The 25,551-nt window shown below is 36.7% G+C and carries 20 protein-coding genes and 1 tRNA gene; 14 read left to right on the plus strand and 7 right to left on the minus strand.

Translation table 11 applies throughout. The features are described 5' to 3' along the window. Nucleotides 1–78 precede the first annotated feature (78 nt). Nucleotides 79–163 (plus strand) — tRNA-Ser (locus K1I41_RS10480). A gap of 70 nt (nt 164–233) precedes the next feature. Here K1I41_RS10480 and K1I41_RS10485 read toward each other — a convergent pair. Both K1I41_RS10485 and K1I41_RS10490 read right to left on the minus strand, forming a co-directional pair. Continuing rightward, nucleotides 234–446: a hypervirulence associated TUDOR domain-containing protein gene (locus K1I41_RS10485; RefSeq protein WP_220640298.1), complete on the minus strand. Its 213-nt coding sequence runs from the start codon at nt 444–446 to the stop codon at nt 234–236. Between the two features lie 107 nt (nt 447–553). Beyond that, the gene (locus K1I41_RS10490) at nt 554–1,591 is read right to left on the minus strand and encodes a restriction endonuclease (RefSeq protein WP_220640299.1); all 1,038 of its coding nucleotides are present in this window, start codon (nt 1,589–1,591) and stop codon (nt 554–556) included. Nucleotides 1,592–1,733: 142 nt separating this feature from the next. On the opposite strand from K1I41_RS10490, the gene uvrA reads away from it, so the two are divergent. The 4 genes from uvrA to K1I41_RS10510 all read left to right on the plus strand — a co-directional run bounded on the left by uvrA (nt 1,734) and on the right by K1I41_RS10510 (nt 10,888). Next, nucleotides 1,734–4,565 carry an excinuclease ABC subunit UvrA gene (gene uvrA, locus K1I41_RS10495; RefSeq protein WP_220640300.1) on the plus strand — a complete coding sequence of 944 codons (2,832 nt, stop codon included), beginning with the start codon at nt 1,734–1,736 and terminating at the stop codon, nt 4,563–4,565. 27 nt (nt 4,566–4,592) lie between these two features. Continuing rightward, nucleotides 4,593–5,318, plus strand: coding sequence for an LOG family protein (locus K1I41_RS10500; protein ID WP_220640301.1), 726 nt, complete (start codon nt 4,593–4,595; stop codon nt 5,316–5,318). 223 nt (nt 5,319–5,541) lie between these two features. Continuing rightward, on the plus strand, nt 5,542–8,286 hold the full coding sequence (locus K1I41_RS10505; protein ID WP_309508847.1) for a gluzincin family metallopeptidase: 2,745 nt from the start codon (nt 5,542–5,544) through the stop codon (nt 8,284–8,286). A gap of 196 nt (nt 8,287–8,482) precedes the next feature. Next, the gene (locus tag K1I41_RS10510) at nt 8,483–10,888 is read left to right on the plus strand and encodes an alpha-ketoacid dehydrogenase subunit alpha/beta (protein WP_220640302.1); all 2,406 of its coding nucleotides are present in this window, start codon (nt 8,483–8,485) and stop codon (nt 10,886–10,888) included. 78 nt (nt 10,889–10,966) lie between these two features. Here the strand turns inward: K1I41_RS10510 and K1I41_RS10515 are convergent, their stop codons facing one another. Continuing rightward, a complete protein-coding gene (locus K1I41_RS10515) occupies nt 10,967–12,319 on the minus strand; it encodes an NAD-dependent succinate-semialdehyde dehydrogenase (RefSeq protein WP_220640303.1) in 1,353 nt (450 codons plus the stop codon). Nucleotides 12,320–12,483: 164 nt separating this feature from the next. Between K1I41_RS10515 and K1I41_RS10520 the strand changes: the two genes are divergently transcribed. Together K1I41_RS10520 and K1I41_RS10525 are read left to right on the plus strand one after the other, a co-directional pair. Then, nucleotides 12,484–13,779, plus strand: coding sequence for an OmpA family protein (locus K1I41_RS10520; protein WP_220640304.1), 1,296 nt, complete (start codon nt 12,484–12,486; stop codon nt 13,777–13,779). 76 nt (nt 13,780–13,855) lie between these two features. Beyond that, nucleotides 13,856–14,260, plus strand: a complete 405-nt coding sequence (locus K1I41_RS10525; RefSeq protein WP_220640305.1) for a glyoxalase — start codon at nt 13,856–13,858, stop codon at nt 14,258–14,260. Between the two features lie 8 nt (nt 14,261–14,268). Here K1I41_RS10525 and K1I41_RS10530 read toward each other — a convergent pair whose 3' ends face one another. Beyond that, on the minus strand, nt 14,269–16,296 hold the full coding sequence (locus K1I41_RS10530; protein ID WP_220640306.1) for a hypothetical protein: 2,028 nt from the start codon (nt 16,294–16,296) through the stop codon (nt 14,269–14,271). 44 nt (nt 16,297–16,340) lie between these two features. Then, complete coding sequence (gene fabG, locus K1I41_RS10535; protein WP_220640307.1) at nt 16,341–17,087, minus strand: 3-oxoacyl-[acyl-carrier-protein] reductase; 747 nt, start codon at nt 17,085–17,087, stop codon at nt 16,341–16,343. A gap of 158 nt (nt 17,088–17,245) precedes the next feature. Here fabG and K1I41_RS10540 point away from each other — a divergent pair, with 158 nt between their 5' ends. Next, a complete protein-coding gene (locus tag K1I41_RS10540) occupies nt 17,246–17,788 on the plus strand; it encodes a GNAT family N-acetyltransferase (protein ID WP_220640308.1) in 543 nt (180 codons plus the stop codon). A gap of 402 nt (nt 17,789–18,190) precedes the next feature. On the opposite strand, the gene K1I41_RS10545 is transcribed toward K1I41_RS10540, so the two are convergent. Further along, nucleotides 18,191–19,084, minus strand: coding sequence for an aldo/keto reductase (locus tag K1I41_RS10545; RefSeq protein WP_220640309.1), 894 nt, complete (start codon nt 19,082–19,084; stop codon nt 18,191–18,193). 82 nt (nt 19,085–19,166) lie between these two features. Between K1I41_RS10545 and trhA the strand changes: the two genes are divergently transcribed. From trhA to K1I41_RS10570, 5 genes are all read left to right on the plus strand, one after another. Continuing rightward, on the plus strand, nt 19,167–19,802 hold the full coding sequence (trhA, locus tag K1I41_RS10550; protein ID WP_220640310.1) for a PAQR family membrane homeostasis protein TrhA: 636 nt from the start codon (nt 19,167–19,169) through the stop codon (nt 19,800–19,802). 94 nt (nt 19,803–19,896) lie between these two features. After that, nucleotides 19,897–20,772: a carbon-nitrogen hydrolase gene (locus K1I41_RS10555; protein WP_220640311.1), complete on the plus strand. Its 876-nt coding sequence runs from the start codon at nt 19,897–19,899 to the stop codon at nt 20,770–20,772. Further along, on the plus strand, nt 20,762–21,823 hold the full coding sequence (locus K1I41_RS10560) for an agmatine deiminase family protein (protein ID WP_255566922.1): 1,062 nt from the start codon (nt 20,762–20,764) through the stop codon (nt 21,821–21,823). The genes K1I41_RS10555 and K1I41_RS10560 overlap by 11 nt, the downstream gene beginning before the upstream one ends. Before the next feature lie 20 nt (nt 21,824–21,843). Next, entirely contained in the window at nt 21,844–23,442 is a 1,599-nt protein-coding gene (locus K1I41_RS10565) for a L,D-transpeptidase family protein (protein ID WP_220640312.1), read from the plus strand. A gap of 153 nt (nt 23,443–23,595) precedes the next feature. Next, the gene (locus K1I41_RS10570) at nt 23,596–23,679 is read left to right on the plus strand and encodes a DUF3037 domain-containing protein (protein ID WP_220641872.1); all 84 of its coding nucleotides are present in this window, start codon (nt 23,596–23,598) and stop codon (nt 23,677–23,679) included. Nucleotides 23,680–23,733: 54 nt separating this feature from the next. Here the strand turns inward: K1I41_RS10570 and K1I41_RS10575 are convergent, their stop codons facing one another. Beyond that, on the minus strand, nt 23,734–23,895 hold the full coding sequence (locus K1I41_RS10575) for a hypothetical protein (protein ID WP_220640313.1): 162 nt from the start codon (nt 23,893–23,895) through the stop codon (nt 23,734–23,736). A gap of 211 nt (nt 23,896–24,106) precedes the next feature. Between K1I41_RS10575 and fumC the strand changes: the two genes are divergently transcribed. Further along, nucleotides 24,107–25,504: a class II fumarate hydratase gene (fumC, locus tag K1I41_RS10580; RefSeq protein ID WP_220640314.1), complete on the plus strand. Its 1,398-nt coding sequence runs from the start codon at nt 24,107–24,109 to the stop codon at nt 25,502–25,504. Nucleotides 25,505–25,551: the final 47 nt, after the last annotated feature.

Below are 25,551 nucleotides of genomic sequence, written 5' to 3' on the forward strand. Positions count from 1 at the left end.
TTTAAAAAAATGTGTTTGGAAAACAATAAAAGGTTGTTATATTTGCAACCGCAATCAGCAAATGATTGCAAACGTATTGGAGGAATGGCAGAGTGGTCGATTGCGGTAGTCTTGAAAACTATTGACTGTAACAGGTCCGGGGGTTCGAATCCCTCTTCCTCCGCAAAAAACAAAGCCTTGTAGTTAACTACAAGGCTTTGTTTTTTATATACCTATTATATCACAGTAAGGTACTATTTCTTTTTTAATTCGTCGTGCCCCTTTAATACTTCATCGCCGTCTTCTTGCTCAATAAGGTAAGCAGGGTCGTCTTTGCTAGCATTGCGGGTTACTTCGCTACCTTTAATAGTTTTTGTAACTTTTTGGGTGTATACTTTTTTAACTTTTCCAGTACCCGTACCGTTACCCCAGTTCCATTCTACTTTGTCGTTTTCATTGTATGCCATAATAGTTTGTTTTTAACAAAAATAAAAGGTAAAACCCTTAACTCTCGTTAAAATACATATAAAGTTAGTCTGCTATCGTTATAAATCAACAACAGATTATTTAGTACCTATACTGGCCAATATATTTTTCTTAATGGAACTAATGCTTTGACTTCTGAGTCTAAGTTTTCATAGTATTCTATAATCAATTCTACTAATAAATCTAAATCTATAAGTGTAATTTGAAAATTAGCACGCTCTGCTTCATAATACGCTTCTTTCGTAAATCCTGTGGATGAAATATAGATACCTTTTACAGAAGTTCTTAACCCACCGATAAAATTTCTCAAATCGGGAGCTGAGGTTTTATCTTTACTGTTAATTTTATGTTTTACTTCTATCTTTATAATTGGTTCTACCATAAGTAATCCATCTGGAGAAGCCATAATATCACTACCCAAATCTCCACCTCCTCTTTTGGTCATTCTAGTTTTATACCCCATACCTCTCATTAATCCTGCACACAATTCTTCTAACTCATTCCAATCAAGACTAGATATTATATCTTTAATAAACTCTAGCGACCTAAATATCGCATCTTGCTTTAATTGCTCCAATTCTTGAGCCTCAAATAGCTTCATCGCTTCTTCATGCCCTTCAATCTCCTCTTGTGACATATATCCAGGATGAGCTTCTTTCAATTCTATCCAAATAGTTTTTGGTACTTCAAAAATTGTTAGAATAGATCCCAAAGTATTTTTAGAATTGACTTTTAAATAATCTCTTTCTATAGAACCATCATACCATTCAACTTCTCTGTAATGTTTATAAGTATATTCGTCGCTGTACTTATAACCTGACTTGATTTCACCGATATAATATTCACGGGCATCTGAATCATAAGTTATAACTTTATCTCCAATTTTAAACTCTTTAAACAAACGCCAAATTTGACCTGTGCTTTGACCTAATCTTCCATTAGAATCATCTGGATATGAACTTTTTAATAACTTCTTCAATGCTTCATTGGATGTTCCTTTCTTTATCTCACCTATATCATTCCATCCTATAGCAACGATATCATTGTCAAGAAACTCATTTAAAAGATAGCTATCTCTACCAGCTCTTACCATCCATATTTTAAAATTCTCTTTATCTTTAATCATAATCGAATTAGTTTAGTCTTATGCACAAATATAATTAATACACTTAATTACAATAATCATTTCTTTAACAATTAATTGCGATTTGCTTAGCCCAAAAATGTACTTAAAAATCAGTACCTTTGCGTTTTGCACAAAAATTACTATGCTAGATACTACAGATGTTATAGAGGTATTAGGCGCACGCGCTCACAACCTTAAAAATATAGATGTTACCATACCCCGCGAGAAATTAGTGGTAATTACAGGACTTTCGGGTTCGGGTAAATCCTCACTTGCCTTTGATACTATTTATGCCGAAGGGCAACGCCGTTATATAGAAACATTCTCGGCATACGCACGTCAGTTTTTAGGTGGATTGGAACGCCCTGATGTTGATAAAATAGACGGATTATCGCCTGTTATTGCCATAGAGCAAAAAACTACCAGTAAAAGCCCGCGTTCTACCGTAGGAACTATCACTGAAATTTACGACTTTTTACGACTACTTTATGCCCGTGCTGCTGATGCCTACAGTTACGAAACGGGCGAAAAAATGGTTAGTTATAGTGATGAACAGATTAAAAATTTAATTGTAGAAAAATTCAACGGCAAGCGCATTACCATACTAGCGCCCATTATTCGTTCCCGAAAAGGGCATTACCGCGAATTATTCGAACAAATATCCAAACAAGGTTTTCTTAAAGTACGTATTGATGGCGAAATACGCGATATTGAAAGCGGAATGAAGGTTGACCGTTATAAAACACACGATATTGAAACGGTTATAGATAGGCTAGCAGTAGATACTACTGATGATACGGATAAACGAACTACCGAAAGTATCAACACCGCCATGTACCATGGTGATGATGTTTTAATGGTTATAGAGCAGGAAAGTGGTAATGTACGCTATTACAGCCGTAACCTGATGTGTCCAACATCAGGCATCTCCTACCCTAACCCTGAGCCAAACAATTTTTCGTTTAACTCGCCAAAAGGGGCTTGCGATAATTGCAACGGACTGGGCAAGGTAAACGAAATTAACCTCAATAAAATAATACCCAACCCCAAACTAACCATTAAAAAAGGGGGCTTTGCACCATTAGGCGAATATAAAAGCTCATGGATATTTAAGCAAATAGAGGCTATTGGCGAGAAGTTTAACTTTAAGCTAACGGACAAAGTTGAAGATATTCCTGCCGAGGCAATGGATATGATATTAAACGGGGGTAAGGAAAAATTCACGGTATCATCCAAAACACTGGGTGTTAATCGCGAATACAAAATTGATTTTGAGGGTATCTCTAGTTTCATAAAAAATCAATATGACGAAAGTGGTTCGGCTTCCATAAAACGCTGGGCAAAAGAGTTTATGGACGAGGTTAAATGCCCCACCTGCGAGGGTACACGACTTAAAAAAGAATCGTTATACTTTAAAGTAAACGGGCTTAATATTGCCGAATTGGCAAATATGGATATAGCCGACCTTGCCGATTGGTTTGAAAACCTAGAAAGCAAACTATCCGAAAAACAAAAAGCCATTGCCCACGAAATTATAAAAGAGATTAAAGCACGCCTTAGCTTTTTAGTAGATGTTGGGCTTACTTACTTAGCGTTAGATAGGAGTTCGAAATCGTTATCGGGTGGTGAAGCACAGCGTATTAGGTTGGCTACACAAATAGGCTCGCAATTAGTAGGTGTACTGTATATATTAGACGAACCTAGTATTGGACTACACCAGCGCGATAACGAAAAACTAATCCACTCGTTAGAGCAATTGCGCGATATAGGCAACTCGGTTATTGTGGTAGAGCACGACAAGGATATGATTGAGCGTGCCGATTATGTTATTGATATTGGTCCTGCTGCGGGGCGTTTTGGCGGTAAAATTGTAAGTAAAGGCACTCCTGCTGAATTACTGAAAGAGCATACCTTAACAGCATCGTACCTTAATGGCGAAAAAACGATAGCAGTCCCCAAAAAACGACGCGAAGGCAACGGAAAATCGTTAAAACTTACAGGGGCTAAAGGCAATAACTTAAAAAATGTTAGCGTGGAGCTACCACTGGGCAAGCTAATATGCGTTACAGGCGTATCGGGCAGTGGTAAAAGTACCTTAATAAACGAAACCCTGTACCCAATACTTAACGCTCACTTTTTTAATGGCGTAAAAAAACCACAACCTTACAAAAAAATAGAAGGGCTGGAACATATTGATAAAGTTATCGATATCGACCAGTCGCCAATTGGGCGTACCCCCCGCTCTAACCCTGCTACGTATACCGATGTTTTTAGCGAAATACGCAGACTATTTACCCAAACACCCGAAGCCATGATACGGGGCTACAAACCAGGTAGGTTTAGCTTTAATGTAAAAGGCGGACGTTGCGAAACGTGTGAAGGCTCAGGATTACGGGTTATAGAAATGAATTTTTTACCCGATGTTTATGTAGAGTGCGAAACCTGTCAAGGCAAGCGTTTTAATCGTGAAACATTAGAAATCCGATACAAAGGAAAATCAATATCCGATGTATTAAAAATGACGGTTAACGAAGCGGTAGTATTCTTTGAAAATATCCCTAAAATCTATCGTAAAATAAAAACCATACAAGATGTAGGCTTAGGGTATATAACACTTGGGCAGCAAAGCACAACCCTATCGGGTGGCGAGGCACAGCGTATAAAGTTAGCCTCAGAACTCTCTAAACGCGATACAGGCAATACCTTTTATATTTTAGACGAGCCTACTACAGGGCTTCATTTTGAGGATATACGTGTACTAATGGAGGTAATTAATAAACTGGTCAACAAAGGGAATACGGTACTAATTATAGAGCATAATATGGATGTTATTAAACTAGCCGATTATATTATTGATATTGGTTACGAAGGCGGTAAAGGTGGCGGACAACTTGTGGCTAAAGGTACACCTGAGGAAGTAGCCAAAAACAAAAAAAGTTATACCGCACAATTTCTTAAAAAAGAGCTATTTTAGCACGCTAATTTAATTGTAAAACACAGTATGTCACAAGAAGAATATAAAAATGAAGATGAGCGTATTAAAGCGCGTTTAAAACAGAAAAGCTGGAATGAGATAAGGAGTAATGACTCTTGGGCTATATTTAAAATAATGTCCGAATTTGTAAATGGTTTCGAGAGCATGGCGCGTATAGGGCCCAGTGTTTCAATATTTGGTTCGGCACGTACCAAGCCAGACGACAAATACTACCTACTAGCTGAAAAAATTGCCGAAAAAATTGCAAAAGCAGGCTATGGCGTAATTACAGGTGGTGGTCCTGGTATTATGGAGGCGGGTAATAAAGGAGCGCACCATGGTGGCGGTCCATCCATAGGGTTAAATATAGAGCTACCTTTTGAGCAGCATTACAATCCTTATATTGATAGGGACAAAAACCTAAACTTCGATTACTTTTTTGTACGTAAAGTAATGTTTGTAAAATATTCGCAGGGGTTTGTGGTTATGCCTGGTGGTTTTGGTACTCTGGATGAGCTTTTTGAAGCCATTACCCTAATACAAACTAAAAAAATAGCAAAGTTTCCTATAATATTAGTAGGTCGTGAGTTTTGGACAGGCTTGATGGACTGGATTGAGCAAACGGTTATTAATAAGTACGAAAACGCAAGTCCAAACGATCTTAAACTAATTAAAATTGTAGATACAGAGGACGAGGTACTAGATGTAATAGATAGTTTTTACAAAAAATACAACCTTAGTCCTAACTTCTAAACAAAAGCTGTCTTCAAGGGTAGCTTTAACATACTGTATAGGCAACCTAAAGGTTGAAATTGTATCTTTATAATAACGAGTGGGTATAAATATTGTCCTATTCAGTTATTATTACAACTATCAGATTTTACTACAAATTGCATTGAAATTATTGAATTCATTTTTACTCCTATTCCTGATTTTTTCAATCAGTACGCAAGCACAACATCGTAACAAGTTGTTTGTGGATGTAGACTATGATGCAAAAATATTAAAGGTAAGGCAAGAAATTACTTTTCATAACCAATCAAAAGATACACTTAATAGTTTTGTACTTAACGATTGGAACAATGCGTATTCGGGTAAAAATACACCACTAGCACAACGCTTTTCTGACGAATTTGTTAGAGCCTATCATCTATCCAAAAAAGAAGAACGCGGCAGCACTACTATCGTTTCTGTAATAGACCAAAACAATAGAGTTTTAAACTGGGAACGACCTGATAATCATCCTGATATTGTACAGGTACAGCTAAAAAACCCTATATACCCTAACAGTAAATTTAGTTTTTACATACGGTACGCTGTAAAAATACCAAGTGCTAAGTTTACCGAATTTGGTTATACCAATGATGATAGTTTTATACTCAAAGACTGGTATTTGTCACCTGCCCGTTTAGAGAATGGTGAGTTTATACGGTACAGCAACCAAAATGTTGATGACATAGCCAATGGTATAAGCGATTATGAGTTAACGCTTACTGTACCACGCGATGTAAGCGTAACATCAGACCTTTATGTAGGTAATAAAATAGACAAAGGCACGACTATAGAGTACTTCCTTATCGGGAAACAGTTTAATAACTTCAATCTGATATTAGAGAAAAAGAACAGTTTTCAGGTATATCGTAATGCTGTTGCAGAAATAAGTACCAACCTTGAAGATGATAGGGTTTCCGATATCCAGAAAACATTATTAATAGATAATATTGCCAACTTTGTAGCCGAAAAACTAGGGCGTTATCCCAACGGAAAAATAATGGTTACACAAACGGATTACAATCGTAACCCCGTGTACGGACTCAATCAGCTTCCCTCCTTCTTGAGCCCGTTTCCTGATACTTTTATTTTCGAAATGCGTTTCTTGAAAACATACTTGTATGCCAACCTAAAAAACACATTAAAGCTCGACCCGCGTAAGGATGCTTGGATATACGATGCCATACAGATGTATGTAATGATGGAATATGTTAAGGAGTTTGACCATGACAAAAAAATGATGGGTAAACTATCGGATTGGGGCATATTAAAAGGGCATAATCTTTTTCAACTCGATTATAACGATAAATACAGTTACTTGTACCTACTCATGGCGCGTAGCAATCTGGATCAACCCATTGGTTATTCTAAAGACAGACTCATAAAATTTAACGAACAAATAGCAGGAAAATACCGCGCAGGGCTAAGTATTGCCTATCTGGACAATTACCTTGGTAATAGTATTGTACCACAAGCCATTAAAGAATTCTGCATCCTTAACACAAAACAGCAAACCGATGGAGAAGACTTTGAAAAACTACTAAAAAATAAAACCGATAAAAATATCGACTGGTTTTTTACCACTGTAGTAGGTACTCGTGATGCCATAGATTATAAATTTGGGCGTGTAAAAATAAAAAACGACTCGTTACGAATTAAAATAAAAAACCGAACGGGTACCAATGTACCAATACCCTTATACGGCATAAAAAACGATAGTGTTGTTTTTAAACAATGGGTAGAAAATGTAACTGTAGATACTACATTAACTGTAGCATCGTACAACGCCGACCGCCTTGCACTTAACTATAATAACGAAGTACCTGAATTTAATGTACGAAACAACTGGAAAAACCTAAACAATTGGTTTCCGAACCAAAAACCATTTAAATTCACTTTTTTTCAGGATATAGAAAATCCCAAATACAACCAAGTATTTTACGTTCCTAGCTTTAACTTTAATATATACGACGGATTTTCGCCAGGGCTTCGCTTTCATAATAAATCACTACTCCAAAAACCTATTATTTTTGATGTAGAGCCTACCTACTCCATGAAAACAGGCAAACTCATAGGTTCGGCATCCATCATCTACAACGATTATAAAAGAAACGATAACCTGTATAACATACGCTACTTTTTAAGTGGCTCAACATTCCATTACGCACCCAATGCACGCTATGTAAAGTTTGTACCAGGCATACAGTTTAGAATACGTGAAGATGATTTTAGAAAGAATAAAAAGCAGTCCATTATGGTACGGCAGGTAATTGTAGACAGGGAGAGAACAAACTACATAGCTACCGACGAACAAAGTGAAAACTATTCGGTATTTGATATACGATACAGAAAATTTGAAATGGAGATTAAAAAGGTATATAACCTTAATACCGATTTACAAATATCAAAATCGTTCGGTAAAATATCTGGAGAAATTGATTACAGGCGTCTATTTAACGATAATCGACAGATAAACTTACGCTTTTTTGCAGGTGCATTTATGTATCGTAGTACCAACTCTGAGTTTTTTAGTTTTGGGCTGGATCGCCCTACCGATTATATGTTCGATTATAATTTTTACGGACGTTCCGAAGATAGCGGATTATTCAGTCAACAATTCGTAATGGCAGAAGGTGGTTTTAAATCAATATTCGAAACCCGATATGCCAACCAATGGATGACTACCCTAAACGGTAGCTTTAACATTTGGAATTGGGTAGAAGTTTATGGCGATGTAGGATTATTTAAAAACCAGTACCAAAGTACACAGTTTGTTTACGATAGCGGAATCCGCCTTAATTTACTCCCCGATTATTTTGAGCTTTACTTTCCCGTATACTCTAGCAACGGTTTTGAACTTGAAAATGGCAATTACGACCAAAAAATACGTTTTGTGGTAACCATAGACCCTAAAACTCTTATAAGCCTATTTACACGTAAATGGCTCTAGGTAATTAATTAGGTTAGCCATAAATAACTCAAAAAAAATAGAATATGTATATTTTTAAGAGGGTTTTATTACATATTATATATCAAAATTGCATAAAAAAGACGGTTTATTGTCAAAAATGAAATCATTTTTCACGGCTGCGTTACAAATATTTAATTCTTTTATTTAAATTTGTAAACATACAATCCGTTTTTTTATGACAGAGACAGAAACAAAAAAATCACTTTCTTTTGACGATTTTAAAGCCCAAGTGCTTAACGATTACAAAATTGCCGTAACCAGTAGAGAATGTAGTTTATTGGGGCGCAGGGAAGTACTTACAGGTAAAGCCAAGTTTGGTATTTTTGGCGATGGTAAAGAAGTACCACAACTAGCCATGGCTAAAGCCTTTAAAAATGGTGATTTTAGATCGGGGTACTACCGCGACCAAACATTTATGATGGCAATAGGTCAGTTAAATGTACAACAGTTTTTTGCGGGACTTTATGGTCATAGCGATTTAGAGCACGACCCAATGTCGGCAGGAAGGCAAATGGGCGGGCACTTTGCAACGCACAGTCTTGATGAAAACGGAAATTGGAAAAACTTAACCGAACAAAAAAATTCGAGTGCCGATATATCACCTACAGCAGGTCAAATGCCACGTTTGCTAGGTTTGGCACAAGCCTCTAAAATATACCGAAACGTAGCAGGTGTACAAAACCATACCAACTTCTCTGTAAATGGTAACGAAGTTGCTTGGGGTACTATTGGTAATGCCAGTACCTCCGAAGGCTTGTTCTTCGAAACCATTAATGCCGCAGGCGTACTACAAGTACCTATGGTTATAAGTGTTTGGGACGATGAATATGGTATCTCGGTACATGCACGCCACCAAACTACAAAAGAAAATATATCTGAAATACTTAAAGGCTTTCAGCGTGATGATAACGCAAAAGGTTACGAAATAATTAAAGTTAAAGGTTGGGATTACGCCGAGTTAGTTTCGGCATACGAAAAAGCAGCTACTATTGCACGCAAGGAGCATGTACCTGTACTTATTCATGTTTACGAGTTAACACAACCGCAAGGGCACTCCACATCAGGCTCGCACGAGCGTTATAAAAATGCAGAGCGTTTGGCTTGGGAGAGCGAATACGATTGTATTGCCCAGATGAAAAAGTGGATGTTAGAAAATAACATTATAACTAAGGAAGAAGCTGAGGCAATAGAAAAAGAAGCTAAAAAAGAAGTACAGGCAGGCAAAAAGGCAGCATGGGCAGCATTTACTGCCCCTGTAAAACAAGAACAGAAAGAACTTGTTGCAACACTTAATGCTGTAGCAGAAAATAGTGCTAACAAAGTTTTTATACACAAGCACGCTAACGAACTTGCTGAAATTAAAGAGCCTATACGAAAAGAATTACTCGTAACAGCGCGCAAGGTACTCCGACTTATAGCAAAAGAAGACGGTAGAGCTACCATAGCACAATGGATTAAAGAATATACTGAAAAAATACAGCCTAAATTTAGCTCACACTTATTTTCAGAATCTGACAATAATGTATTTAGTGTAAACGAAGTACTGCCTAAATATAACGATGGTGATGAGGAAGTTGACGGACGTGTTGTAATGCGTGATAACTTTGATGCTATTTTTAGCAAGCACCCCGAAGCACTTGTTTTTGGTGAAGATTGCGGAAATATTGGCGATGTAAACCAAGGGCTTGAAGGCATGCAGGAAAAGTACGGCGACTTTAGAGTTTGCGATGCGGGTATACGCGAAGCTACTATATTAGGGCAAGGTATTGGTATGGCAATGCGCGGATTGCGCCCTATTGCCGAGATACAATACTTGGATTACTTATTGTATGCTATACAAATTATGAGCGATGACTTGGCTACACTACAGTACCGTACTGCAGGTAGGCAAAAAGCACCTTTAATTATACGTACACGCGGACATAGGCTTGAGGGTATATGGCATTCAGGTTCGCCAATGGGCATGATTATTAATGCACTTAGAGGTGTACATGTACTTGTACCGCGTAACATGACCAAAGCTGCTGGTTTTTATAACACGCTTTTAGAGACTGACGAACCTGCTTTGGTAGTAGAGTGCTTAAACGGATACCGACTTAAAGAAAAAATGCCTGTAAATATGGGTGAGTTTAAAACACCTATAGGCGTAGTTGAAACACTTAAAGAAGGTACTGATATTACTTTAGTATCATACGGCTCTACCCTACGCCTTGTAGAGCAAGCGGCTAAAGAGCTTTTAGAGGTTGGTATAGATGCCGAAATTATAGATGTACAATCGTTACTACCTTTTGATAGTAACCACGATATAGTAAAAAGTGTGGCAAAAACGAACAGACTACTGGTAATTGACGAAGATGTGCCTGGAGGAGCTTCGGCATACATCCTACAACAAATAGTAGATGTACAAAATGCTTACAAGCATTTGGATAGTAAACCAGAGGCACTTAGTGCAAAAGCACACCGCCCTGCTTATGGTACGGATGGCGATTACTTCTCTAAACCTTCGGCAGAAGATATTTACGAAAAAGTATACGAAATTATGCATGAGGCAAAACCAAACGAATATCCTGCATTGTATTAATGCCATATATAATGTATAAAAACAAAAAGCCGCTATTTAGCGGTTTTTTGTTTTTTGTATTGTTTTATACTTAAAGACTTATTTAATATAAACTGTTTTTACGTTTACAAATTCTTTAATTCCATTTTCGGCAAGTTCCCTGCCATAACCCGACTTTTTAACGCCTCCAAATGGCAATGCAAGGTCTGATTTTACTAAAGCATTAATAAATACCGCTCCTTCCTCAAACAAATGAAGTTTTTGCTTAATACCTTCTATATCTTCGGTAAATACCGTAACACCCAATCCAAATTCAGAGTTATTACTTAGGGCTACAGCCTCTTCAAACGTATCAAAAGGAATTATTGGGGCTACAGGCCCAAAAACCTCTTCTTTAAATACAGGCATCTCCGTAGTAATGTTCGTCATTATAGTTGGGGTATAAAAAGCATTGTCCCGCTTGCCTCCTATTATTATTTTAGCCCCCATCTCTACCGATTTTACTACTTGTTCCTCTACCTCTTTAGCTAAATCTATTCGAGCTAATGGTCCAATATAAACATCTTCATCCATTGGGTTACCCAATTTTAAATCTTGTACTTCCGTTTTAAACCTATCAACAAACGTATCGTAAACCGATTTGTGAACCAAAAATCGTTTGCCTGCAATACAACTTTGTCCTGTGTTTTGCATTCGGGCAGTAACAGCAGTTGCTACAGCTTTTTCAATATCGGCATCTTTTAATACTATAAAAGCGTTGCTGCCTCCAAGCTCTAACAACGATTTTTTAATGTTCTCACCTGCTTTAGCAGCTACTGCCGCGCCCGCTTTTTCACTTCCCGTTAACGATACACCTTTTACATAAGGTAAATCGATAATAGTATTTACTTGTTTGCCCGATATTAATAAATTTTTATACACGCCATCAGGAAAACCAGCTTCAGTAAATAGTTCTTCTATACGTATAGCACATCCAGCTACGTTGGATGCATGCTTTACCACAACAGTATTACCAGCTATTATGGAGGGTATGGCAAAACGAAATACTTGCCAGTATGGAAAATTCCAAGGCATAACACCTAATATAACACCAAGTGGCTCGTAAGTAACAAAACTTTCTGCCCCATCCGTTTTTATAGTTTTACGTGATAAAAAATCTGGAGCATTATCCATGTAATACTCACAAAGTGAAATACACTTTTCTACCTCTGCAACAGCCTGTTTAATAGGCTTACCCATCTCCAAAGTACACTGTTTTGCTAAATCATCTTTGTGTTTAGATAAAGTGTATATTAAATTTTTGATAAATTTGAGCCTATTGGCTAGTGTTGCCACACTCCATGTAGTAAAAGTTTTCTTACTGATTTCGCAGTAAGAAATTGCTTGATTATCAGTAAAATATTGATATTCAGATAAAAAAGTTTGATTAAAAGGATTTGTAATTGAAAACATTATTATACATTTGTTCAGATTATATGATAAATATAATACATTGTACTTGTAATTAAATAATTTAAAATTATTACTTTTACGCCGAAATTTAAACACGTAGAAGATTTAAACATTTATAACAATCACTCCAAAATTCAAATACCGATAACAATTAAACAATTATTATGAAGAAAATTGTACTCCCATTACTATTAGTTTGCCTTGGATCTACAGGAGTCAAAGCGCAGGATACTGACGCTAACGGCTTTAACAAGTGGTCTATCGACATTAATGGTGGGGTAAACAAAGCTGCCAACCCTTTTACAGAAGGGTACCACATGAATGCAAGCAACCTATTTCATGCCGACTTAGGTTTTAGGTACATGTTTAACAACAAATTTGGTTTGAAAATACATGGAGGCTATGACGTCCTTAATGATGATGGCGACAGAGCGGACAGAGAATTTGAAACTGAAGTGATTGGTGTTGGTCTAGAAGGTTACGTTAACCTTGCACGTGTTTTAGAATTTGAAACATGGACTAACAGAATTGGTTTACTAGCACACATGGGTGTTGGTGTTTCTCAAATGACAAATGACCTATACGATGATGCTGACCGCTTAGGTAATATTATTATGGGTATGGGCTTACAGTACAAAATATCTAACAGAATAGCCCTGAATGCTGACTTTACCATGACAAACAACTTCTCGCAACATAAAACGTGGGATGGTAGAGATTATGACCGAAAAGGTCGCCAAGGGTTTGATAGTACTTTGTACAATGCAACACTTGGTTTATCTATTTACCTAGGTAAGCATGAACAACATGCTGACTGGTACATTGATGAAAAATCTGATGAGCTTGAAGATATCGAGAGTAGACTTGGAGAAATGGAAACTATGATGGATGATACTGATAAAGATGGTATCCCTGATTATCTTGACTCTGAGCCAAATACTATTACTGGTGTAGCCGTAGATACTAAAGGTAGAAGTATTGATAGAAACGAAAACGGTGTTCCTGACGAATTAGAATCGTATATAGAGAACAAAAACAGCGAAATCAAGAACGAAATACAGAATGGAACTATTGCTGTTAACGGCGGAAAAGCGGGTAGCGGAGATGGATACATTAAAGAGCTTATTAATGGTGGTTACGTAAATGTATACTTCGACTTTAATAAAGATATTCCAAACGAAGAATCTGTAGGTGGTGTTAACTTCCTTATTAAGTACCTTAACGATAATCCAAGTGCAACAGCTGATGTAATTGGTTATGCAGATGAAGTTGGTAATAGCGACTATAACCAAGCATTATCTAACAGAAGAGCTGAAAACGTTAAGCAGATATTAGTTGACGCTGGCATAGATGGTTCTAGATTAAATATTGTTGCTAACGGAGAAGATACAAGTGCAGCAGCAAGTGGCTCTAAATACGCTCGTAAAGTAGTACGAAGAGTAACATTTATTCTTAAGTAAAGAATAACTACTTAATAAAATTTTTAAAAACCTCTGCATAAGCAGAGGTTTTTTTATACCTTTAAAAGAAAAACAAATGGATGTAAGAGATAAGGGTATTCTTGATTTACGAGGAGAAACGCTTGGAACAATTCATGAAAACTCATTAGAGGAAGAAATTTTTCAAAACAGAACACTACGCCCTATACTAAAATTTCAAAACGACTTATTCATTGCCTCTTTTCTAAACTATATAAACAAGCATAAAAACGATTTTTATAAATTAAGTACTGAAAAAAAGTTACTATTTATAGAGAATGCAGTACAAAAAGATATTAAGTTTAGAAATGCTTTAAAGGGTATGATTATAGCAATGTTTACTATAGACGAGTTTAACGAATACACTAAGAACTCCTCTCAGTTAAATAAACGCATGATGAATTTGCTTATAGAGCGATTAAAAGATCAGGTTTTATTACTAGAACCTGTTAGTTTAGTTTAATACTACTACTACAATAAACCATTATACTTGCGTATAAACCACTCTAAAGCAAGTGTTGCGGCAAGTATAACTAAAAGCCAAATCCAATCTATAAGGGGCGATTTTTGTGTTATCGCTTTCTGTACTGGCTTGTAATTCTCATTTGCTATTAAGGAGCTTATTAGCTGTGTTACTTGGTCAGGATAATATACTAACCCGTTAGTGATATGGGCAACTTGTTTTAATCGTCTTAAATCTGGATTTACAAATTGCTTCTCAATTTCAAAATCAAGCACTTCAAAAGCACTACTATAGGTAGTATTGGTATTGTTTTCGGTAACGGTAAAGGCATATTTGCCAGCATCAAGCCCATCAAGGTTTAATTTATACTCGTTATTACCTTTTAAAAAATCGTAATTTTTAGTAGTATTAGTAGCTTTATTTTTTAACTGTACATTAAGCCTTGCATTCTCGTCAAACTCATAGTTTTTATTGAAAAACTGAGCTGTTACATTAATAACTTCTCCCGAGTTATAGAAATTTTCATGGTTAACCACTAATGACTTTCTTTTTGAATTGGAGGCTAAAAATTGTATGGTTTTATCTATAAAAACATCAAAATCTTCAAACGATTTCTTTTGCAAATGGCTTTCTATACGCCATTTCCAAATATTTTCGCCAAGCAGATAAGCACTACGCGAAGCTCCTTTTTCTGAAAAAGTAAACAGAGGGTTATCGGTAGCTATGTTACGTACACGAGCATTTAATAAGCTAGCGGTATTGGATTTTACAGTAACGGTACCAAAAGGATGTGCTAAAGGTGGAAACTGCTGAAAACCTATATCGTCTAACGAAAATAAATTGAACAAGGAATTAAAATCAGCCGTAAAATCTTCTTGCTGCGAGGTCATTTTAAACAATATATCGTCCTGGTAACGGTTTAACAGATTAAAATCGGTACTTAACCCTGTAATTGTAAGCGTGTTAATACCTGCGGTTTTGTTTTGCTCTAGTAACGTTTTAAAACTTCCATCAGGTTGGTACAATAGTAATACATTATAGTCCTGTAACGATTTTACCTCGTTAGGTTTTAGTATGGTAACATTACGTTGTTTGTTATTGGTTATTGCACGCTTTAATGCGCCAAGATCGGGATGTGTAATGGCTGATACTATGGCTACTTCCGAGCGTTGATCGATAACTTCTACTGCAAAGTTTTTAATGTTGTTATAAGTGTTTTTTTCCTGCTCGTTAACTACTATGGTAGCTTTGTAGGTTTGTACCCCTACCCTTTCGGCGTTGAGCAGTACAGTAATTGCTTCAGCTCTTTTTTGGTTGGAAAAAGATACATTTTGTTTGTGCAAAACGGTGTTACCCTTCGTAATTTTAAAAACAGCATCTACAGGTTTTGTACCGCTATATTGCACAAAAACCTCTACAGGGAATTTATTTTTTAGTAAGGCGTATTTGTTTACGTTAACCTGATTTATTTTTAAATCGGTATATACTGTTGTATCGCCCAAAACTAATGGGTAAACAGCAGTACTTTCCGAAAAACTGTACACATAATCGTTACCTAGTGTTTGGTTACCATCGGTAAGCATTACTATAGGGTAATTGTTATTTCTGTACAATTGTTTTAGGTTTTGTACAGCTTGGTCTATATGCGTTTGATTTCCTTTAAAATCAGGTACTTTACCTGATTCAAATCCATCGGCAAATGTAAATAGCTGTACGTCGTACTTCTCTTTTAATTCTGTGTTTGTTGTTAACTTTTCGTACAACGTTGTAGCAAGGGTATCTTGCCCTAGTGCTTGTATGGATAACGAGTTATCTACCAATATAGGTAGTGGTGTTTTTACCGTTTCGTAATCCTTACGGGTTATAATTGGGTTTATTAGTAGTACAAAAACAGCAAAGTAGGTAACAAAACGTAAAAAAGCCAAAAAGAAAGGCAACTTACCTTTCTTTTTGGCTTTAAATAGGTACTGATAAAACGATAACGCTAAGGCTACAAATGCAGCTACTATAAGTAAAAAAACTGTAGTTGTAGTCATTTTTAATATCAGTATAAATAGTTTTCTGGAAAATAAATTTCAAATTACGTAAGCATTCCGCCATCTACGTTAAGGGTTTGTCCTGTAACGTAAGCAGACATGTCTGATGCTAAAAATACGCAAGCGTTAGCAACATCTTCTGGAGTACCTCCTCTTTTTAGCGGAATGTTTTCGGTCCAGCCTTTTATTACATCAGCACCAAGCTTTTCGGTCATTTCAGTTTCTATAAAACCAGGAGCTATAGCATTACAACGAATGTTTCTTGAGCCTAGCTCTAAAGCTACTGATTTTGTAAAGCCTATAACACCCGCTTTAGACGCTGCATAGTTGGTTTGCCCAGCATTACCTTTAACTCCTACCACAGAGCTCATATTAATAATAGCGCCATGGCGTTGTTTTAACATGGTACGCTGCACAGCTTTGGTCATGTTAAAAACCGATTTAAGGTTTACCTCTATAACTTTATCAAAATCATCTTCAGAAATACGCATTAATAAGTTATCTTTAGTAATGCCAGCATTATTTATTAGTATATCCAAAGCACCAAAATCGGCTACCACATCATCAACAAGTTTTTGTGCCTCGTTAAAATCAGCAGCATTACTTTGGTAACCTTTGGCTTTTACGCCCATAGTGTTTAACTCATCCTCTAATGCTTTTGCTGCTTCGGCAGATGCGCTATATGTAAATGCTACATTAGCCCCCTGCTGTGCAAAAACATAGGCTATACCACGACCTATACCCCTGCTTGCGCCAGTTATAATTGCCGTTTTTCCTTCTAATAATTTCATAGATATTGTTTAGTTTGGTTTCTTTACAAAGCAACAAATATAATAAAATGTTTGCGGTATTATTCCCCGATGTTTTTTAGTTTTGAGGTATTAGCCAGATAATGTTGTTAAATTCGGGACTATAGCCACGTTTATTATATCATAACCATAATTTCTCCATGCAACCAATACACGATACTTATACTACTAAAGAAGGTAAAACCATAACCGTTCGTAATGGTATTACAGCAGATGCAGCCAAATTGCTTGCGCTTAAAAAAAAGTATTTAAAAGATTGTAATACAATACCATTGTTTGACTACGAATATAAGAACACAGTAGCACAAGAAGCGGAATTAATTGCCAAATACACCGCCGAAGAAAACAGCCTTTTACTAGTTGCTGAGTACAATGGGCAGTTAATTGGCAATATTGATATTACAGGTAACCAAAGGGAAAAGCTATTTCATACCGCTGTATTGGGCATGGGTATAGGTACAACATGGCAAAATAAAGGCATAGGCAGTTGTATTATGCAAAGTGCTTTAAAAGCTATGGTAAATACCCCCGTTACTATTGTTTGGCTAGAGGTATATGCTAGTAATAATAAAGGGCTACGATTGTACGAAAAATATGGTTTTGAAACCTGTGGTACAATTAAAAACTTTTTTAATGAAACAATACCTGTAGATAAGATTACTATGGTAAAATATCTTGAGTAAAAATAATGGTTTATTACCTACAAACAGAATCATAGTTACTAAATAATATTAGCATTAATAAATGATGAGATAATTATTAAATAATCCTAATTTGTATTAAAGTTTTACTAATTAGTTGCAACAATAACGTGCTGTACAATAAATTTGTAGTGTTATTAAATAAGAGAAAAATAATAGCCAAAGAGTAACCACTAAAATTGCAACGAGATGAAAATGATAACTGAATTTTTAACAGCTGTGCTTGTACAACTTGGCTTCATAAAAATTCATGGTTTTGCTACAGAAGCAGAATGGAATGAACAGGAAGAAGATCAAGATGTTTACAACGATGACGATTATCCACTATTTGTGTAAGAGATAAAAAGCCGACTTGATGTCGGCTTTTTTTATGCCTTTTACATATTACCTGTGGTCTTTGTAAATATTACCTTGCCAAGTAGCCGCTAATGCCTTTATTTCGGTATTAGTAAGCGATACTGCATTGGCAGCAGCTAAAGCATCCTCTAACTGATGTAATGTTCGTATTCCTGCTACGGCTGTAGTTACAGCAGGATTATCTATAACATAACGCAATGCCTTTTCTGATAAATTCCTTTCGGATAGCATTGTCTTAACCCTATTAACTATATTTTTTACTTCATCGGCTTCAAGTCCTAAATACTCTTTTTGGGGTTTGCCTGCCAACAGCCCTGTAGCTAATGTGCCTCTTGCTAATACTCCTACACTATTTTCTTTCAAAAGGCTCAATGTTGCCTCCTCAGGTCGTCGGTCCAACAAACTATACTGTGTCATCACCGCAGTAATGTCAGAGCGTTGTACATATTCTCGTATTACATTCGGACGTATGGACGATACACCGTAAGCAAGTATTTTACCCTGCTCCTGCAAACGTTCAAAAGCCTCTATAATATCATCCATAGGGTCGTTTATAGTACCACCATGCAGCAAATACAAATCAATATAATCAGTTTGCAATCGCTTTAAACTCTGGTCAACAGCACTTAGTATGTGTTCCTTAGTAGGGCACCAATCCCAACCACTACCGTCATTACGCCATTTGTTCCCCACTTTCGTAGATAGTACAACGTCCTGCCGTTTACCTTTTAATGCCTTACCTAACAACTGCTCATTAGCACCTTTCTCATACAAATCGGCAGTATCAAACAGCGTAACTCCATTATCTATCGCTTTATGGATTAAAACATCATTATTTGGCATATCGCTTTTTAACGCCATACACCCAAAAGAAACCTCGCTAATTTTAATCGCTATATTATTCAACTTTTTATATTGCATGGGTACTAATTTTGTATAAAAATAAACAATCCTCGTATAGGGTACACCATCCGTTTTGTACCTTTGTTTAAAGAATAAAACAATGCCAGTTAAAAACCGTAAAAGCGAAGAATTTTATAATACTGTAACACACGGCTTAGGTGCTGTGCTTGCAATTGTTGCGCTTGTACTATTGTTAGTTTTCTCTGTAAATAATGGTACTACACTACACATTATTACTACTGCAGTTTTTGGTGGTAGCCTTGTTTTACTCTATACTGCATCAACACTATACCATGCTATGGTAAAACTAAAATGGAAACGCCTTTTCAGGCTTATAGACCACTTGAGTATATACATACTTATTGCAGGTACTTACACGCCTTTTGCTTTACTAGGGCTAAAAGGCACATGGGGTTGGGTACTATTTGGGCTAATATGGGCTTTTGCCATACTGGGCTTTATATTTAAGTTTTCGCCATTGCGCCGTTCCGAAAAATTGTCCTTATCACTGTACGCCATTATGGGTTGGTTAGTTATTATAGCCATAAAACCACTACTAGCAAACATCCCCGTGCCTGCACTATGGTACTTATTGGGTGGCGGGCTATGCTATACCTTTGGCATATACTTTTATGCTACAGAAAAAATTCCTTATAACCATGCTATATGGCACGTATTTGTACTAGGAGGCAGCACATTGCATTTTTTAGGAATTTTTTTATACTTAATACCCTAATTCAAATTATTTTTAGGAAAAAGCTAACAAAATCGTAGTAATAAAAATAAAAGTTTTTAGCTACTTTTGGTGCTACAAAACTTAAATAGCTACTATGGCAAAAGTAAAAGTAGGTTTAGTACAAATGTCGTGTACTAAAAACAAACAAGAAAATCTTGAAAAAGCAATTGCAGCAATACGCAACGCTGCACAAAAAGGAGCACAAATAGTCTGTTTACAGGAGTTATTTACATCATTATACTTTTGTGATGTAGAGGATTACGAGAATTTTAAACTTGCCGAAGCCATTCCAGGTCCCTCTACCAACGCGTTATCTGAAGTTGCAAAAGAACTTAATGTAGTTATAATCGCATCGTTATTTGAAAAACGTGCCGAAGGTTTATACCACAATACAACAGCCGTGCTGGATGCCGATGGTACTTATTTAGGGAAATACCGCAAAATGCACATACCTGATGATCCTGCTTTTTATGAGAAGTTTTACTTTACACCAGGTGATTTAGGTTATAAAGTATTCCAAACCAAATATGCCAAAATTGGCGTGCTTATATGTTGGGACCAGTGGTACCCCGAAGCAAGCCGTATAACGGCACTTATGGGAGCCGAAATTATGTTTTACCCTACTGCTATTGGTTGGGCAACATCACAAGACGAAGCTACAAATAAAGAGCAATACGATGCATGGCAAACCATACAACGCTCGCACGCCGTTGCCAATGGCGTACACATAGTAAGCGTAAACCGTGTAGGTTTTGAGCAAGATGGAGCCATGAAGTTTTGGGGAGGTAGTTTTGTAGCCAATCCGCACGGAAGGTTACTGCACTTAAGCTCGCACGATGAAGAGGAAACTACTGTTGTAGAAGTAGATACCAATGCTACCGACCATTACCGTACGCATTGGCCTTTCCTACGCGATAGAAGAATTGATAGCTATCAGCCCATAACAAAACGCTATCTTGATGGAGAGTAAAAATACCCCAAAACAATTAGGTTTCCATTTCCCTGCCGAGTTTGCACCCCAACGTGCACTATGGCTATCGTGGCCACATAAAGAAGAATCGTGGCCTGGAAAATTACATTTAATATACAAGCCGTACTGCGAATTTATATTGTACGTTTCACGCCATCAAAAAGTATGTATTAATGTAGCAGATGCCACTATGCAGGCATTTGCATTACAACAGTTGGAAAAATACAATACGCTGGTTGCCAATGCAAATTTAGGCAATGTTAGTTTTTACCTCCACCCTACCAACGATGCTTGGTGCCGCGACCATGGCCCTGCCTTTGTTGTAAATAACGAAACAGGTAAAAAAGCAATCGTCGATTGGGGTTACAACGCATGGGGCGATAAATACCCGCCGTACGATTTGGATGATGTTATCCCTACCAAAATAGGGAAGGCGTTAGGCTTACCCGTTTTTCACCCTGATATTGTTATGGAAGGCGGCAGCGTAGAATTTAATGGAAAAGGTACGTTACTTACCACTACAGCTTGTTTACTCAATAAAAACCGTAACCCACACCTATCAAAATCGGAAATTGAAAACTACTTAAAAGAATATTATGGCGTTAACCATATACTGTGGTTGGGTGATGGTATTGTAGGCGACGATACGGATGGACATATTGATGATATTACACGTTTTGTTAATGAAGATACAGTAGTTACTGTTATAGAAGATGATAAAAATGATGCCAACTACCAATTGCTACAAGATAACTTAATACTATTACAAGGCATGAAGCTGCAAGACGGCAGCCCGCTAAACATAATTGAGCTACCAATGCCTAAGGCAGTAGTGTACGATGGGCAAAGGCTACCAGCATCGTATGCTAATTTTTATATTGCTAACAAATGTGTTATTGTACCTACATTTAGAGATGAGGTAAACGACGATAAGGCATTAGCCATATTACAATTGTGCTTTAAAGACCGAGAAGTTATTGGTATCGACTCTACAGATATAATATGGGGACTGGGTAGTTTTCACTGCTTGAGCCAACAAGAACCTATTTAAAATTAAGAATTAAAAAAACTATGATAAAATTACAACGCATATTACTTGTCGTACTACTAGGTACTCTCTTCATTACTGTTTCATGTAAAGATGAAAAAACAGAAGAAGAAAAAGAGATGGAAAAATTGGAAGATATGGCTATAGATTTGGAAGACCATACTATACCAATGGACACTACAAAATTTGAAGCGTTTTTTAAGAATCATCCAAAATTTAAAGTTTTTGAAGCAGATGTAAGGGAGGTTTATAAAAAACATAAAAACTATATATGGCACGATAAAGACGGGCTAGTAGCTTTTGCTAAGGTGCTGTATAACGAAACAAATCAACTTAACGAAGAGGGAATAACGCTAAGCATACCCTATAAAGATAGTATTAGTGCTATATTTAGTAGTGGGCTTAAAAAAGATCCAGATGTTAATACTGAGCTTTTAGTAAGTTCGATGTATTTTTATTATACCGACAAAGTGTATGCTGGGCTAGACGAAGAAGCTAGTAAATCTACAGGGTGGTATTTACCAAGAGAGCGAACATCATACGTATCGTATTTAGATACCTTAATGAGCGACCCTAAATTAATTAAAAAAGATAAATCGGAATTTTTTAAGCAGTACTACAAACTTAAAAAAGGGTTGAAAAAATACAGAGCCATAGCCGAAAATGGTGGTTGGGGTACTATTACGCTAAATGACGGAGTAAAATCGTTAAAACCAGGTGACTCGGCAGAAGCTATAGCACAAGTACGACGACGTTTGTTTATAGAGGGGTATCTTGCTAAAAATAATGGCAAAACACTTTATGACGACGAGTTAATTGCTGGCGTAAATAAGTACGACCTAAAACACAACAGAACGTTGGACAGTTTAATTACACCATCGTTAGTAAAAGAGCTTAATATACCCGTAGAAAAGCGTATTAAAACCATATCGGTAAATATGGAACGTTGCCGATGGGTAACACCAAAAATCAATAAGGCGAAAGAATATATTGCCGTAAACATACCCTCGTTTAGGTTACACTATTTTCAGGATGGTAAACCTGCACTTATATCGCGTGTAGTAGTAGGCAAGCAATTTCATGAAACCACTATATTTAGTGGCGAAATGAGCTATATTGCCTTTAGCCCCTACTGGAATATACCCAGCAGCATTTTGGAAAATGAAATTAAACCTAAAATAAAAAAAGATAAAAATTATCTGGCAAAACACAACATGGAATGGGTTGGCGATAGGGTACGGCAAAAACCTGGAGGTAGTAACGCATTGGGATTAGTAAAATTTATATTCCCAAATTCAAATAACATCTATTTGCACGATACGCCCTCTAAAAGTTTGTTTAACCGAGAAGAACGTGCATTTAGCCACGGTTGTATCCGAGTGGAAAAAGTAAAAGAACTTGCCTTGGCTATTACCAGCAAACACGGTGGTTGGGATGAAGACAAGGTTTATAAAGCAATGCATGCGGGTAGAGAAAATGTATTTACTATAGAAAATAAAATACCTGTATATATTGCCTATTTTACCGCTTGGGCAGATGACGAAGGGAACGTAGCCTTTTTTGATGACGTATACAAACGTGACGATAGGCTGGCAAAACTATTATACAATGATAGGTTGTAATACTATAGTAATATAATATAATGAAAAATGCACCACAACTCCGTAATGCAAACGTTACGCGCTATATTATAGCATTGCGCGAGGGGGTGGTTTAATAGTATGGTTGGAAGCTAAGAGTTATTTGTATGGCTTACCGCAGTACAGAGTTCGGTAATACAAACCTCCCGACCACATTCTGGTTCTTCTAATAATCTTGAAGAAAAAACAAATCAGCTACTTACCGATTTAGTATTGTAAAAATTAATTTCGTATAGAATAGGCATAAAAAAAAGCAGCTTTAGCTGCTTTTTTTTATTCTTCTGTATTTCGGTTATTTCTTCGTTCTTTTATAAGTTCAACAGTTGCACCGCCTACCCAATAAAACACAAAACTTACAAGGAACATCATTAACCAAAATCCTATTGTAAGTATTGTTAAGAAAGCCAAAAATCCTAAGTATTGTCCGAATTCCATCTGTGTTGAATTTTAATCTGCATCAAAGATAAGTGGAATATTTATTTTAACCAATACTGTATGCCAAAAAACCTTAAATTATTTAACAAAATGGTTTTTTAAACCTGCCATAATGCTTAATTTTGACAGGCTTCTGTACTAGCTGGCACATTGCAGCATAGTTAGCCACTAACTTTATTAATTAAACAAACACAAAATAACAACCTAAGCAATGGATTACAGGATTGAAAAAGACACCATGGGTGAAGTAAAAGTACCTGCAGATAAGTACTGGGGTGCACAAACAGAACGTTCTAGAAACAATTTTAAAATAGGTGCACCAGCCTCTATGCCTAAAGAAATAGTAGAAGGCTTTGCCTACCTTAAAAAAGCAGCAGCATATGCCAACCACGATTTAGGCGTGCTACCTGTAGAAAAGCGTGATGCTATAGGACAAGTTTGTGACGAAATACTGGCGGGCAAGCTTAACGATCAGTTTCCGTTGGTAATATGGCAAACAGGTTCGGGTACACAAAGCAACATGAATGTAAACGAGGTTGTTGCCAACAGAGCGCAAGTTTTAGCAGGCAATAAAATTGGCGAAGGTGAACCTGTACTAAAAGCAAACGATGATGTGAATAAATCGCAATCATCTAACGATACCTTTCCAACAGGAATGCACATTGCTGCCTATAAAATGGTTATAGAAACTACTATACCAGGTGTAGAGCAACTTCGTGATACGTTAGAAGCAAAATCCAAAGCGTTTATGAATGTAGTAAAAATAGGGCGTACACACCTTATGGATGCTACTCCCCTAACCTTAGGGCAAGAGTTTTCGGGTTACGTGGCGCAACTTAACTATGGGCTTAAAGCACTTAAAAATACGTTAGAACACCTATCGCAATTAGCATTAGGAGGTACAGCAGTAGGTACAGGATTAAATACACCCGAAGGATACGATGTAAAAGTGGCTGAGTATATTGCTGAATTTACAGGTTTACCTTTTGTAACTGCCGAAAACAAATTTGAAGCATTAGCAGCTCACGATGCTATTGTAGAAAGCCATGGTGCATTAAAACAATTGGCAGTAGCATTAAATAAAATAGCCAACGACGTTCGTATGTTAGCATCGGGACCACGCTCTAGTATTGGTGAAATATTAATTCCAGAAAACGAACCAGGTTCGTCTATTATGCCAGGAAAAGTAAACCCCACACAATGTGAGGCAATTACTATGGTATGTACACAAGTTATGGGTAACGATGTTGCTATTACCGTAGGAGGCACACAAGGTCATTACGAACTTAATGTATTTAAACCTGTTATGGCAGCCAACTTTTTACATTCGGCACGCCTTATAGGCGATGCTTGTGTATCGTTTGATGCGCATTGCGTGAGCGGAATTGAGCCAAACCACGAAAGAATAACAGAATTGGTAAACAATTCGTTAATGCTAGTAACAGCATTAAATACCAAAATTGGGTATTATAAAGCCGCAGAAATTGCACAAACAGCACATAAAAATGGTACTACCCTTAAAGAGGAAGCAGTACGTTTGGGGTATGTATCTGCCGAAGATTTTGATGCTTGGGTAAAACCCGAAGATATGGTAGGTAATTTAAAATAATGAAAATTATTTTTTGAAATACAAAAGGCTACCCAATTAGGTAGCCT

Source organism: Flavobacterium litorale, from assembly GCF_019613795.1.
Classification (GTDB): domain Bacteria; phylum Bacteroidota; class Bacteroidia; order Flavobacteriales; family Flavobacteriaceae; genus Flavobacterium; species Flavobacterium litorale.